This is a genomic window from Stenotrophomonas sp. YAU14D1_LEIMI4_1 (assembly GCF_003086815.1).
Taxonomy (GTDB): domain Bacteria; phylum Pseudomonadota; class Gammaproteobacteria; order Xanthomonadales; family Xanthomonadaceae; genus Stenotrophomonas.
On sequence record NZ_CP025997.1, the window covers coordinates 1,737,351 to 1,750,485 of the forward strand.

Below are 13,135 nucleotides of genomic sequence, written 5' to 3' on the forward strand. Positions count from 1 at the left end.
CTTGCCTCAGTCGTCCAGCAGCGGGCGCAGGTCCTTGGGCAGGCGCGATTCCGGGTACTGCTGCAGGTAGCGCTCCAGGCTGATGCGGGCCAGGTCGCGCTGGCCGGCATCGCGGCGCTCGCGGATCTTCTGCAGCCACTGCCGGCGCGGCAGTTTCGCATCGGCCAGTACTTCGGCGTGTACGTCCTGTGCGCTCAGCCCGGCATCGCTGGAGCGGCGCAGCATCACCCCGGGCGCGCGGGCGGCGGGCGCACTGGCCGGCGCCGGGCTGGCCTTGAAGGCGGCCGATGCTTCGCGCTGCTGTTGGCGTGCGGCGGCTGCCGGTGCCGCTTCTGCAGCCATGTCGGCGCTGTCCGCTGCGGCGGCTTCCGTTGCAGGCGCGGGCGCGGCGTACGCCACGGGCGCGGGCGGTGCGGGAGGCGCTGGCGGTGCCGGTGGCGCAACAACATTTTTGGCGACCGCTGCGGCCGCCGGTTGCGGTTCGGGTGCAGCCGGCGCGGGCGCGCGCTGCGCCCTCTGCGGTGCAGGCGCGGCCTGGACCGGTGGCGGGGGCGGCAGGGTCGCCGGTTCGGCGGCGCGGCCGACCACCGCAGGCTCGGCCGCGGGCGCAGCTGCTGCGGCGTCTGCGGCTGCATGTTCGGCCTGGGCCGGCGCAGTGGCTTCCATCGGCGGCGGCGCAGGGGGTTCCGGCCGCATCTGCCAGGCGATGCCCACGGCCAGCACGGTCGAGGCGGCGATGCCGAACACCGCCGGCCAGCGCCCACCCTTGCGCGTACGCCGGGCCCGATCAACCGGCCGCAGCGTTGCGGCCGCGCCCTGTGCAGGGGGCGCCGTATCCTGCACCGCGGCGCGTGCGGCGGCCAGGATGGTCGCGTCCAGCGATGCCGGCGGCGCCTGTTCGCTGCGGCGCCCCAGCAGGCCGGCCAGTGCGCGTTCTTCCGGGGTCAGTGGATCGTCTCGGTTCATGCGTTCAGTCCCGCACGCAGCTTGTCCATCGCATAGCGCAGCCGCGACTTCACGGTCTCCCGGCCAACGCCGGTGATCTGGCCGATCTCCTCCAGGCTCAGTTCCTGTTCCAGCCGCAGTTGCAGCACTTCGCGCTGTTCCGGCGGCAGGTCTTCCATCGCGCGCTGGATACGCCGGCGCTGTTCGAATTCAGACAGTTCAGCTTCCGGCGTGTGCCCGTCTTCCAGTGCCGCCAGGCGCAGTTCGGCATCGGCCGGTGCGGCGGGCCGGTGGCGCGCCGCGCGCCAATGATCGTTCAGCCGGTTGTGGGCGATGCGGAACAGCCACGTGCTGAATGCGGCATCGGGCTGCCAGCCGGCGCGCGCGCTGATCACCCGCTGCCAGACGTCCTGGAAGATCTCCTCGGCCAGCGCGTTGTCGCGCAGTTGCCGCAGCAGGAAACCGAACAAGCGCTTGCGATGCCGCGCATACAGGCTTTCGAACGCATGCAGGTCGCCACCGGCCCAGGCCAGCATCAAGGCTTCGTCAGTTGGCAGGGCGGCGGCGTCCACGCTGCACAGAGTAAGCGCTGCGGGCGGTGGCGCATAGCCGGTGGCAGGCAGGGGCAGGGGCAGGGGCAGGGCAGCGTTCAAAGGGCGCATTGCGTTCGAAGGTGCACGCAATAACGGCCCGTCATGCGAATCGGGGTTGTTGGGCTTCCATTTCCCCCCCGGTGGCGCGCTATGCTCGGTGACTCAGGGGAGGCGCTGCCTTGCAGTGCCAAGAGAACGTGATTTTGTCCATGCAAGCCGAACGCGTGCAGCCGCAATCACCACACGAGGCCGTGCTGAGCACGGCGCTGGTGCGCGCGCTGCATGCGCTGCTGCCAGCGGAAGCCAGCGTGCGCGTGGGCTGGGACGACCCGCAGCTGGGCCGCGGCCAGGATGCTTGGCCTGCCGCTGCCGCTGCCGCTGGCGGGGCAGGGGCGGTGCTGTGGTCTTCGCCCTGCGCGGTCGATGCCGGCTGCCAGCAGTGGGACCACGACGGCGCGCAGTTGCGCTTGCAGGTGCAGGGCGCCGATCCCGCACCGACGTGGTGGGACATGGCGCGGCAGTCGATGGAACTGGCCCTGCAGCGCGGCCGCCAGGCCGGGCAGATCCGCGCGCTGGAACAGGCCGAGCGCCTGCAGCAGGCGCTATTCCAGATTGCCGATCTGGCCGGTGCCGATCTGGAAATGGGCGAAATGCTGCGCCACGTACACGGCGTGCTGGGATCGCTGATGTATGCCGAGAACTGCTACATCGTGGAATACGACGATGTGCGCCGGCAGATCCGCTTCCTGTACTTCGCCGACCAGCTGGACGATTTCGTTGCCGATCCGGCACGCGCCTATGCCGCCGATGACATGCCGCACAGCCTGACGGTGGCGCTGCTGCAGCATGGGCGGCCACTCAGCGGCCCCTCGCGCGTCCTGTTGGCGCAGGTGGGCGGGCTGGAATACGACCCGCAGCGCGGGCCGGAAAGCGAGGACTGGCTGGGCGTGCCGATGCTGCGCGACGGCCGGGTCTGCGGCGCCATCGTGGTGCAGAGCTACGAAGCCGGTGCGCGCTATGGCGAGGCCGAGCGCGCGCTGCTGGGTTTCGTGGCCCAGCACGTGCAGACCGCGATGGACCGGCGCCAGGCGCAGGTGCGGCTGGAACAGCAGGTGGAGCGCCGCACCCTGGAACTGCAGCGGGCCAACCGCAGCCTGCAGGATGAAGTGGCCGAGCGCCGCCGCGCCGAGCAGCTGCAGACCGCGCTGTACAACATTGCCGAACTGGCCATGTCCGCCGAGAGCCTGGCGCAGTTCTACGGCCAGGTGCACGGGGTGGTCGGGCGCCTGCTGGATGCGCGCAACTTCTACATCGCGCTGGTCAACGCCCGCGGCGATGGCCTGGATTTCGTCTATTCGGTGGACGAGCACAACGCCAGCCGGGCACCGCGCGCCTTCAGCCACGGCCTGACCGAGTACGTGGTGCGCCACCGCTGCCCGCTGCTGGCCTCGCGCGCGCAGATCGATGCGCTGCTGGACGCCGGCGAGGTGCGCGAGCATGGCGCGCGCTCGCAGTGCTGGCTGGGCGTACCGCTGCTGCGCGATGACGAAGTAGTGGGCGCCATCGTGGTGCAGAGCTACAGCGCGCAGATCTCCTTCAGCGTGCACGACCAGCGCCTGCTGACCTTCGTGGCGCAGAACATCGGCACCGGGCTGGCCCGCCAGCGCGACCAGCAGAACCTGCGGCTGGCCCACGCCGAGCTGGAAAAGCGCGTGGAAGAGCGAACCCGCGAACTGGCCGAGGTGAACGACAAACTGCTGGGCCAGATTGCCGAGCGCCTGCGCGCCGAGCAGCGGCTGACCCACCAGGCCATGCACGATGCCCTGACTGGCCTGCCCAACCGCCTGCACCTGCTGGACCGCCTGCAAGATGCACTGGCGCGTGCGCGGCGCGAGGGTGGCCCGGTGTTCGCGGTGCTGTTCCTGGACCTGGACCGCTTCAAGCTGGTGAATGACAGCATCGGCCACGCTGCCGGCGACCGCATGCTGGTGGAAGTGGCCAAGCGCATCGTCTCCATGACCGGTGACAACGATGTGGTGGCGCGGCTGGGCGGCGACGAATTCGCCGTGCTGCTGGAATGCCCCAGCGGTCTGTCGCAGGCCCTGGAGTTCGGCCAGCGGCTGCTGCTGGCACTACAGGAATCGGTCTGGATTGCCGGGCGCGAGCTGTTTCCTTCCGGCAGCCTGGGCATTGCCCTGTGGAACAGCCACTACCGCACCGGTGAAGAGCTGCTGCGCGACGCCGATGCAGCCATGTACCGCGCCAAGGCGCAGGGCCACGACCGCTGCGCGATCTTCGACGAGGACATGCGCGAGCAGGCCATGCGCAGCCTGGACCTGGAAGCGGACCTGCGGCGGGCGATCAACAACCGCGATTTCGTGCCGTTCTACCAGCCCATCGTGCGCCTGGCCGATGGCGAAGTGGTCGGCCATGAGGCGTTGCTGCGCTGGCAGCACGAGCGCCGTGGCCTGCTGCTGCCCGGCGCATTCCTGGAGCTGGGCGAAGAAAGCGGCCTGATCGAGCAGGTCGACTGGCTGATCTACGAACAGGTGATCGCCGGCCTGGCCGATGGCGGCCGCGGCTATGTGTCGGTGAACGTGTCACCGCGGCATTTCCGCTCGGCCGATTTCAGTGCGCGCCTGTTCGGCCTGCTGGAGGCCTGCGATGCCGATCCGCGGCGCCTGCGCCTGGAGATCACCGAAGTGGCGTTGCTGGACGATGGCCCGCATACGCTGCGCACGCTGAAGGGCCTGCGCGAGCGCGGCATCCAGGTGCAGCTGGACGATTTCGGTACCGGCTTCTCGGCGCTGTCCTACCTGCACCGGTTCCCGATCAGCACGCTGAAGATCGACCAGAGCTTCATTGCCGGCCTGCACGGGCCGGAAGCGCAGAGCACGCGCGCGCTGGTGGAAGGCGTGCTGTCGCTGGCGCGCACGCTGGGCATTGAAACCATCGGCGAAGGCATCGAAACCGAACCGCAGCGGCAGAGCCTGCTGGAGCTGGGCTGCGACTACGGCCAGGGCTACCTGCTGGGGCGCCCGGCGCCGTGGACGCGCGCGGTGGCCTGAGCCGCCGCGCGCGGGTGCATCAACGCAGCGCGGCGCGGCGCTTTTCGTCGATCCACTTCGAGGCCTGGGCCGGCTGGTAGTTCTTCATCCAGACCAGCATTTCCTCGATGTCCGAGCCGTACCACAGGTCCTGGCGCTGTTCCGGGTGCAGGAAGCGCTCTTCGACCATGCGATCGATCATGCCGATCAGCGGCGCGTAGAAGCCGTCCACGTCCAGGAAGGCGCAGGGCTTGTTGCCGATGCCCAGCTGGCGCCAGGTCAGCATTTCGAAGATTTCTTCCATGGTGCCGAAGCCGCCGGGCAGGGCGACGAAGCCGTCGGACAGATCGAACATGCGCGACTTGCGCTCGTGCATGGAGCCGACGATTTCCAGTTCGGTCAGGCCACGGTGGGCCACTTCCCAGTCGGCCAGCTGGCGCGGAATCACGCCGGTCACTTCGCCGCCGGCGGCCAGCACCGCATTGGCCACGGTGCCCATCAGGCCGACGTTGCCGCCGCCATACACCAGGCGCATGCCGTCACGGGCGATGCGGTCGCCCAGCGCAATGGCGCGTTCGGTATAGGCCGGCTTGCTGCCGGCGTTGGAGCCACAGTAGACGCAGATCGACTTCATGGTGTGCCTGTCTCTTGATGCGGAAACGAAAACGCCCCGCCGGCAACCGGATCAGCGGTTGCGGGCGGGGTGTGTCGGGATTATGAGGCCTTGGGCGGGGTTGTGCCCGACTGCGCGCTGTCCGGTAGCGTCGAGCTTGCTCGACTGGCCCTTGTAGAGTCGAGCCATGCTCGACTGGGCCGTTGCCAGGATCCGAACGAAGCGCAGTCGAGCATGGCTCGACTCTACAGATCAGGCGGCGGCGGCCTGCTGGCGGCGCGGGCCTTCACGCAGGGCGCGGCCGACCATGCCCACCAGCAGGTCCAGCTCGTCGCTGTCCATGCCGAAGTGCGGGGTGAAGCGCAGCGAGTTCTCGCCGCCGTGGATCACGTTGATGCCGTGCTGGCGCAGCCATTCCTCGGTGGAGTGGGCGCCATAGCACTTGAACTGCGGGGCCAGCTCGCACGAGAACAGCAGGCCGGTGCCCTGCACCTTGGTGATCAGCCCGCCCAGCTCGTTCTTCAGCTGCTCCAGCTTGCGCACCGCTTCGGCGCCGCGTTCGGCGATGTTGGCGCGCACCTGCGGGGTCAGCTGGGCCAGGGTGGCGCAAGCCACGTCCAGCGCCCGCGGGTTGCTGGTCATGGTGTTGCCGTAGATGCCCTTGCGGTACAGCTGGGCGGCGTGTTCGGTCACTGCCAGCACCGACAGCGGGTACTGGGCCGCGTTCAGTGCCTTGGAATAGGTTTCCATGTCCGGCGGGTCCAGGCCTTCGAAGCCGGGGTAATCGACCACCGACAGCACGCCATGGGCGCGCAGGCCGGCCTGGATCGAATCGAGCAGCAGCAGGCTGCCATGGGCACGGGTCAGTTCGCGGGCCAGGGCATAGAAGGCCGGCGGCACCGAACGGCCCGGGTCGCCTTCACCCATCACCGGTTCCAGGAACACTGCTTCGATGAACCACTGGTTGCGCGCGGCATCGTCGAAGACCTGGCGCAGGGCGGCCTCGTCGTAAGGCGCCACGGTGATCACCGAATCCTCGCCGCGGTAGCTGGCCAGGTGCTGCAGGTAGGTCTTGCGGCTGGAATCGGAATACAGCGCCGGGCGGTCGGTGCGCCCGTGGAAGCTGCCCTTGACGACCACCCGCTTGATGGCGGCACCGGCGTGGCGCGCACCCGGGTCGGTCTGCAGCTTGGCGTTCACATCGGCGATGCGCGCGGCCAGGCCGACCGCTTCCGAGCCGGAATTCAGGCACATGAAACGGGCATAGGGGCAGCCGCCGCGGCGGTGGCCGACTTCGGCGCGCAGGGCCGTAATGAAACGCTGCTGCGACAGGCTGGGGGTCATGATGTTGGCCATCACCTGCGGCCGCGCCATCGCTTCGAGCACCGCATCGGGGGTGTGGCCGAAGCCGAGCATGCCGTAGCCGCCAGCGTCGTACAGCACCGCGCCCTTCAGGGTGACCACCCACGGGCCGCGTGCGGCCAGCGCCACGTATGGGGTCACCGCATCGTCTGCATAGAAGTTCACGAAGCCGTCCTGCATGGCCTCGATCTGGGCCTGCTCGTCCTGTGCCAGCAGCGGCCCCAGTTCGCCCTGCACGCGCGCGAATTCCGCTGCGGCGGCGTCCACCGCGGCAACCAGCTGCGGGTGGCGGTCGGCCAGGGCGGTCAGGGTGGCATCGTCCAGGCCGGTGGTCAGGCGGGTGCCGGGCTGGGTGCGCAGGGGGGCAAGACGTTCGATGAAGCTCATTGCAGATCTCCTGAAACGATGGTTCACACGGGCCTGAAAATGCAGAACGCGCGTCATCACGCGCGCTTTGGGGCAGGCTCGTGCAGCGGACTTCCTTCCCGATGCTAGCACTTGTTTTTTTGCGCGATAACCCCGCAGAAACCTGCTGCATAGCAGCATAATGCCCGACGTTCGCCACGATGCGCGCTGCCTGGCCGATGCTGGACGTACAATGCGCGCCATTGTCGACCTGATGCCGCCACCGCCTTGAAGAAGTCCGATTTCCATTACGACCTGCCGGCCGAACTGATTGCCCAGGCGCCGTTGGCCGAGCGTTCGGCCAGCCGCCTGATGGTGGTGCCGCCGGCGCCCGCCGCCTTCACCGATGTGCAGGTGCGCGACCTGCCGTCGCTGCTGCAGCCGGGCGATCTGCTGGTGTTCAACGATACCCGGGTGATTCCGGCGCGGCTGTTCGGGCAGAAGGCCAGTGGCGGGCGGGTGGAAATCCTGATCGAGCGCCTGCTGGGCGGCCAGCAGGTGCGGGCCCAGGTGGGCGCCAGCAAGTCGCCCAAGGCCGGCAGCCGCATTGCCCTGGACGCCGGCGGCGAGGCCGAAGTGCTGGGCCGCGATGGCGAGTTCTACCTGCTGCAGTTCCATGTGCCCGAATCGCTGGAACAGTGGCTGCTGCATGCCGGCCGGCTGCCGCTGCCGCCGTACATCCAGCGCGAGCCGGGGCAGGATGACCGCGAGCGCTACCAGACCGTGTTCGCCCGCGAAGTGGGCGCCGTGGCCGCGCCGACCGCCGGCCTGCATTTCGATGAAGCCCTGCTGGCGGCGCTGAAGGACAAGGGCGTGGCGTTCGGCCACGTGACCCTGCACGTGGGCGCCGGTACCTTCCAGCCGGTGCGGGTGGATGACCTGAAGGACCACGTGATGCACCGCGAGTGGCTGAACGTGGGCGCCGAACTGGTGCAGCAGGTGCGGCGCACGCGCGAGGCCGGCGGCCGGGTGATCGGCGTGGGCACCACCGTGGTGCGCGCGCTGGAAAGCGCGATGCGTGACGGCGAGCTGCTGCCGTTCGCTGGCGAGACTCAGATCTTCATCACCCCCGGTTACCGCATCCGCAGCGTCGATGCGATGGTGACCAACTTCCACCTGCCCGAAAGCACGCTGCTGATGATGATTTCGGCCTTCGCCGGCCGCGAGCGGGTGTTCGAGGCCTACCAGCACGCGATCGAGCAGCGCTACCGCTTCTTCAGCTACGGCGACGCGATGCTGCTGTTCCCGCAGTCGCCCTGACGCCTGGTAGGTGCGCACCTTGGTGCGCACGCCCCGAACCGCCGGCGGTAGGTGCGCACCTTGGTGCGCAAGCCCCGAACCACCCAAGGTAGGTGCGCACCTTGGTGCGCACGCCCTGATGGGAGACAATAGGCAACTATTTGCCTGAATGACCGCTCCATGTCCCGATTGCAGTTCCAGCTCCAGACCCGTGACGGCCGTGCCCGCCGCGGCCGCCTGACCTTCCCGCGTGGCACGGTGGAAACGCCGGCCTTCATGCCGGTGGGTACCTATGGCTCGGTCAAGGGCATCCTGCCGGACCAGGTGCGCGCGCTGGGCGCGGAAATCATCCTGGGCAACACCTTCCATCTGTACCTGCGCCCGGGCCTGGACATCATTGCCGACCACGGCGGCCTGCACGGCTTCTGCCGCTGGGACGGCCCGATCCTGACCGATTCGGGTGGCTTCCAGGTGTTCTCGCTGGCCCACCGCCGCAAGATCACCGAGCAGGGCGTGACCTTCGCTTCGCCCACCGACGGTGCCCGCGTGTTCCTGGGCCCGGAAGAGAGCATGAAGATCCAGAAGGTGCTCGATTCGGACGTGGTGATGATCTTCGACGAGTGCACCCCGTACCCGGCCACCGAAGAGGTGGCGCGCCGTTCGATGGAACTGAGCCTGCGCTGGGCCCAGCGCAGCCGCAATGCCCACGACGAGCTGGGCAACGACGCGGCGCTGTTCGGCATCGTGCAGGGTGGGGTGCATACCGACCTGCGCAGCCGCTCGGCCGACGCCCTGCAGGCCATCGGTTTCGACGGCTACGCCATCGGCGGCCTGGCCGTGGGCGAGCCGGAACACGAGCGCAACGCCATGCTGGACCACCTGGACCCGGAGCTGCCCAGCGACCGCCCGCGCTACCTGATGGGCGTGGGCCGGCCGGAAGACCTGGTGGAAGGCGTGGCGCGCGGCGTGGACATGTTCGACTGCGTGATGCCGACCCGCAACGCCCGCAACGGCCACTATTTCACCTCGTTCGGCACCGTACGCATCCGCAATTCGCAGTACGCCCGCGACATGGACCCGATCGAGCCGGGCTGCGGCTGCGTGGCCTGCACCGGCGGCTACACCCGCTCGTACCTGCGCCACCTGGACCGCTGCAACGAGATGCTGGCGCCCATGCTGGGCACCCTGCACAACCTGTTCTACTACGAAAAACTGATGGCCGACATCCGCGCGGCCATCGAGGCGGGAACCTTCCAGGCCTTCCGCGAGTCCTTCTATGCGGCCCGTGGGGCGGTGGCACCCCCGCTGTAACCCCGTGGTACCCCTGCCGAACGGCCCAAGGACGAACGTCCGGGGCCGTGGCATACTTCAAGGCTGACCCAGATCCGCGGTCGACACCCCCGCCCGTGAACGGACGGGAGCGCCGCCCAACCAAAGGACCAACGATGAACCTGCTTGCCTTCCTGATTCCCGCCGCCCACGCCCAGGCCGCCGGCGGCCAACCGCAGGGCATGGGCCTGACCACGCTGCTGTTCCCGATCATCCTGATCGCCATCATGTACTTCCTGATGATCCGCCCGCAGATGAAGCGGCAGAAGGAGCACAAGGCCATGCTGGAAAAGATCAAGCGTGGCGACGAAGTGCTGACCAACGGCGGCATCGCCGGCGTGGTCACCGACATCGGCGACAACTTCATCACCATCGAAGTGGCTGACAACGTGCGCATCCGCGTGCAGAAGGGCGCTGTCGGCAACGTGCTGCCGGCCGGTACCCTGAACTCGGCCAAGTAAGCCACTCCCTTTCCGATGCACAACCGCGGCGCCGGGGATGGCGCCGCGCGGGACCCAAGCAATGCTCGAATTTCCACGCTGGAAGTACGTCGTCATCCTGATCGTACTGGCGCTCAGCACCCTGTACGCGCTGCCCAACATCTACCAGAAGGACCCGGCCATCCAGATCACCGCCAACCGTGGCGGGCAGATTGACGATGCGCTGCGCGACCGTGTGCTGGCCGACCTGAAGAAGGCCGGCATCAACCCGATCGGCGCGGAGAAAGAAGGGGAAAGCCTGATCGTCCGCCTGCCGGACCTGAAGACGCAGTCGGCCGCCAGCGATGCGCTGCGCGACAGCGTGGGCGAGAACTACACCGTGGCCCTGAACCTGGCCTCCACCGTGCCGGACTGGCTGGCCAACCTGGGCGGTCGCCCGATGGTGCTGGGCCTGGACCTGCAGGGCGGCGTGCACTTCGTGCTGCAGGTCGACCAGAAGGCTGCGCTGGAAAAGCGCCTGGATGCCTACACCGAAGACGTGCGCAGCACCCTGCGTGATGCGCGCATCGCCTACCAGTCGGTGGAACGCCGCGCTGACAACACCATCGTGGCCAACCTGAGCCCGTCGGCTGGCGCCGATGCGGCCAGCCGTGCCCGCGTGGCGCTGGGCACCGCGCAGCCGACCCTGGGTTATGACGTTTCTGGCAACCGCATCACCGTGACCGTGCCGGACGCGGAGATCGCGCAGATCGCCAACGGCGCGATCGAGCAGAACATCAACACCCTGCGCAACCGCGTGAACCAGCTGGGCGTGGCCGAGCCGATCATCCAGCGCCAGGGTGCCGACCGCGTGGTCGTGCAGCTGCCCGGCGTGCAGGACACCGCCGAAGCCAAGCGCATGATCGGTGCCACCGCCACCCTGGAATACCGTGCGGTGGTGGAAGGCAATGCGCAGGACGCCATCGCTTCGGGCCGCATTCCGCCGGAAGCCAAGGTCTACCAGCAGCGTGATGGCCGTGGCCCGATCCTGCTGAACAAGCGCGTGATCGTCACCGGCGACCAGATGGTGGCCGCGCAGGCAGTGACCGATTCGACCAGCGGTTCGCCGGCGGTCAGCGTGACGCTGAACAATGTCGGCGGCCAGCGCATGTTCGATTTCACCAGCGCCAACGTGAACAAGCCGATGGCCGTGGTCTACACCGAGCGCGTGCCGACGGTGACCGTGGTCGATGGCGAGGAAGTGCGTGGCTTCAAGGTCAACGAGGAAGTGATCTCGGTGGCCAACATCAACGGCGTGTTCGGCAAGAACTTCCAGACCACCGGTCTGCAGAAGAAAGAAGCCGAAGATCTGGCCAAGCTGCTGAAGTCGGGCTCGCTGGCTGCGCCAATGGACTTCGTGGAAGAGCGCGTGGTCGGCCCCAGCCTGGGCGCCGAGAACGTGAAGAACGGTATCACCGCGGTGGTCTACGCCTTCCTGTTCACCTTGGTGTTCTTCAGCATCTACTACCGCGTGTTCGGTCTGATCACCTCCATCGCCATGCTGTTCAACCTGCTGATCGTGGTGGCGGTGATGTCGCTGTTCGGTGCCACCATGACCCTGCCGGGCTTCGCCGGTCTGGCGCTGTCGGTGGGCCTGTCGGTGGACGCCAACGTGCTGATCAACGAGCGTATCCGCGAGGAACTGCGTGCCGGTGTGCCGGGCAAGACCGCCATCGTGACCGGTTACGACCGCGCCTCGGGCACCATCCTGGACGCCAACCTGACCGGCCTGATCGTGGGCGTGGCCCTGTTTGCCTTCGGCACCGGCCCGCTGAAGGGCTTCGCGCTGACCATGATCATCGGTATTTTCGCCTCCATGTTCACCGCGATCACCGTGTCGCGCGCGCTGGCGACGCTGATCTACGGCGGTCGCAAGAAGCTCCAGAACGTGGCCATCTGACGGGACGACACGCACAATGAAACTGTTTCCGCTGCACATCCTCCCGAACGACACCAAGATCGACTTCATGCGGTGGCGCCATGTCGCCATGGTCGTCACGATCGCCGTGTTCATTGCCTCGATCGCCATCATCGGTGTGAAGGGCTTCAACTACGCACTGGACTTCACCGGCGGCACCCTGATCGAAGCGCGCTTCGACAAAGCGGTGGACGTCGAGGACGTCCGTACCAAGCTGGAGCAGAACGGCTTCGACGGCGCGCAGGTGCAGAGCGTGGGTGGCAACACCGACCTTCTGATCCGCCTGGCCCCGCACGGCGAGCACGCCCCGGGTACCGGTGGCGCGTCGGCTGAAGACAAGGCCACCGCGGCCGCCGTGGTCAAGGCGGTCTCTTCGGCCGACAACCAGGCCACCGTGCTGCGCAATGAATTTGTCGGTCCGCAGATCGGCAAGGACCTGGCGATGAATGGCCTGTACGCCACCATCTTCATGCTGGCCGGCTTCCTGATCTACATCGCCGTGCGCTTCGAGTGGAAGTTCGCCGTCACCGCCAGCATCGTGGCGCTGTTCGACCTGCTGGTCACCGTGGCCTACGTGTCGCTGCTGGGTCGTGAGTTCGACCTGACGGTGCTGGCCGGCCTGCTGTCGGTGATGGGTTTTGCGATCAACGACATCATCGTGGTGTTCGACCGCGTGCGAGAGAACTTCCGCAGCCTGCGCGTGGAGCCGATGGAGGTGCTGAACCGTTCGATCAACCAGACGCTGTCGCGTACGGTGATCACCGCGGTGATGTTCTTCCTGTCGGCGCTGGCGCTGTACCTGTACGGCGGCAGCTCGATGGAAGGCCTGGCCGAGACGCACATGATCGGTGCGGTGATCGTGGTGCTGTCCTCGATCCTGGTGGCCGTGCCGATGCTGACGATCGGTTTCCTGCGCGTAAGCAAGCAGGACCTGCTGCCCAAGGCCAAGGACATCGAAGCCCTGGAGCGTCGCCCGTAATCCTTACGGCACGCAGCACACAGAGAACCCCGCGCAAGCGGGGTTTTTTTGTTGGCAGGGCTTGCAGCCCTGCACCTGCTTGGAGCAACGGCAACGGCAAAAGCGGGGTATCCGTGGGATGGCGGGGTGGTGTGGGTGGGCAGGACACGCCGCAAGTACGTCCCTGTAGGCTCGTAGGCGCCATCCATGGCGCCTGCGGTCCTGCCCACCCACACCGCCCCGCCTC

General features: G+C 67.8%; 10 protein-coding genes. 6 read left to right on the plus strand and 4 right to left on the minus strand.

Annotation, left to right across the window (positions count from 1 at the left end; translation table 11 throughout):
- Nucleotides 1-6: 6 nt before the first annotated feature.
- A complete protein-coding gene (locus C1932_RS08140; protein WP_108761791.1) occupies nucleotides 7-966 on the minus strand; it encodes a hypothetical protein in 960 nt (319 codons plus the stop codon).
- A complete protein-coding gene (locus tag C1932_RS08145; protein ID WP_234412374.1) occupies nucleotides 963-1,481 on the minus strand; it encodes an RNA polymerase sigma factor in 519 nt (172 codons plus the stop codon). The genes C1932_RS08140 and C1932_RS08145 overlap by 4 nt, the downstream gene beginning before the upstream one ends.
- Nucleotides 1,482-1,747: 266 nt before the next feature.
- On the opposite strand from C1932_RS08145, the gene C1932_RS08150 reads away from it, so the two are divergent.
- Nucleotides 1,748-4,606: an EAL domain-containing protein gene (locus C1932_RS08150; RefSeq protein ID WP_108761792.1), complete on the plus strand. Its 2,859-nt coding sequence runs from the start codon at nucleotides 1,748-1,750 to the stop codon at nucleotides 4,604-4,606.
- Between the two features lie 19 nt (nucleotides 4,607-4,625).
- On the opposite strand, the gene C1932_RS08155 is transcribed toward C1932_RS08150, so the two are convergent.
- Entirely contained in the window at nucleotides 4,626-5,219 is a 594-nt protein-coding gene (locus C1932_RS08155) for a TIGR00730 family Rossman fold protein (RefSeq protein ID WP_108749348.1), read from the minus strand.
- Nucleotides 5,220-5,450: 231 nt separating this feature from the next.
- Nucleotides 5,451-6,947, minus strand: coding sequence for an aminotransferase class III-fold pyridoxal phosphate-dependent enzyme (locus tag C1932_RS08160; protein WP_108755960.1), 1,497 nt, complete (start codon nucleotides 6,945-6,947; stop codon nucleotides 5,451-5,453).
- Nucleotides 6,948-7,193: 246 nt separating this feature from the next.
- Between C1932_RS08160 and queA the strand changes: the two genes are divergently transcribed.
- The 5 genes from queA to secF all read left to right on the plus strand — a co-directional run bounded on the left by queA (nucleotide 7,194) and on the right by secF (nucleotide 12,909).
- The gene (queA, locus tag C1932_RS08165) at nucleotides 7,194-8,225 is read left to right on the plus strand and encodes a tRNA preQ1(34) S-adenosylmethionine ribosyltransferase-isomerase QueA (protein ID WP_108761793.1); all 1,032 of its coding nucleotides are present in this window, start codon (nucleotides 7,194-7,196) and stop codon (nucleotides 8,223-8,225) included.
- 159 nt (nucleotides 8,226-8,384) lie between these two features.
- Nucleotides 8,385-9,515 (plus strand): tRNA guanosine(34) transglycosylase Tgt, encoded by a 1,131-nt coding sequence (gene tgt, locus C1932_RS08170; RefSeq protein WP_108755962.1) that lies wholly within the window; start codon nucleotides 8,385-8,387, stop codon nucleotides 9,513-9,515.
- A gap of 134 nt (nucleotides 9,516-9,649) precedes the next feature.
- Nucleotides 9,650-9,994: a preprotein translocase subunit YajC gene (yajC, locus tag C1932_RS08175; RefSeq protein ID WP_108749352.1), complete on the plus strand. Its 345-nt coding sequence runs from the start codon at nucleotides 9,650-9,652 to the stop codon at nucleotides 9,992-9,994.
- A gap of 61 nt (nucleotides 9,995-10,055) precedes the next feature.
- Nucleotides 10,056-11,912: a protein translocase subunit SecD gene (gene secD / locus C1932_RS08180; RefSeq protein ID WP_108761794.1), complete on the plus strand. Its 1,857-nt coding sequence runs from the start codon at nucleotides 10,056-10,058 to the stop codon at nucleotides 11,910-11,912.
- 16 nt (nucleotides 11,913-11,928) lie between these two features.
- Nucleotides 11,929-12,909 (plus strand): protein translocase subunit SecF, encoded by a 981-nt coding sequence (gene secF, locus C1932_RS08185; protein WP_108749354.1) that lies wholly within the window; start codon nucleotides 11,929-11,931, stop codon nucleotides 12,907-12,909.
- The last annotated feature ends 226 nt before the right edge of the window (nucleotides 12,910-13,135 follow it).